This is a genomic window from Vibrio sp. 1402 (assembly GCF_033340275.1).
Genome location: NZ_JAWOWE010000455.1, coordinates 1 through 596, shown reverse-complemented (window position 1 = coordinate 596; position 596 = coordinate 1). Strand labels below are relative to the sequence as shown.

Sequence of the window (596 nt, the reverse complement as noted above, 5' to 3'; positions counted from 1 at the left end):
GATTTACATCTATCACTAAGCATTGGGCACTATAGCTATACGGGGAAAGCAGACACTTCATCGATTAACGAAATATTATCTAAAGCAGATATTAGTATGTATGAAGTTAAACGGCGCAATAGTGATAAATGTAGTGGATGAGTGAGTTTGGCTTACAGACTTGAAGTTTGAAATACTTTAGGTAATCCGTTAGGAGCTATTTCAGCTAATCTACTGACAAGCTTTTGTCCAAAAGTGAGTTGTGTTGGTTTTTGGGAGTGCCAGCATCTGCCTAATCGTGATCCGTTACAATCAAGTGCGTGTTTCTGCCAACCCTTTTCAAATCTCGAATCGCAGCTTCTTTTTTCGCAATTCGCAGGGGGCGATCTGAAGTTATAGTATTGTTGATAATATCAATAGCATCACGCTTCGTATGTGTGAACTCGATAACGCCGTAAGGTGTCTTAAACTCTCCCTTGCGTCCAGTCGTCATGATCGTAATTCGGTCAATCATCACTTGGGAAATGACACTGTATGGCAATCTGGTTAATAACTTAAAAGTGAACGGCCTACCTAGCGATTTTGGTGTTATAATATTGATAATTAGGAAAAAAATC

The 596-nt window shown here is 39.3% G+C and carries 1 pseudogene; it reads right to left on the bottom strand.

The features are described from left to right. Positions 1-271: 271 nt before the first annotated feature. A pseudogene (locus R7044_RS26635) lies at positions 272-596 on the bottom strand (hypothetical protein); the annotation flags it as partial.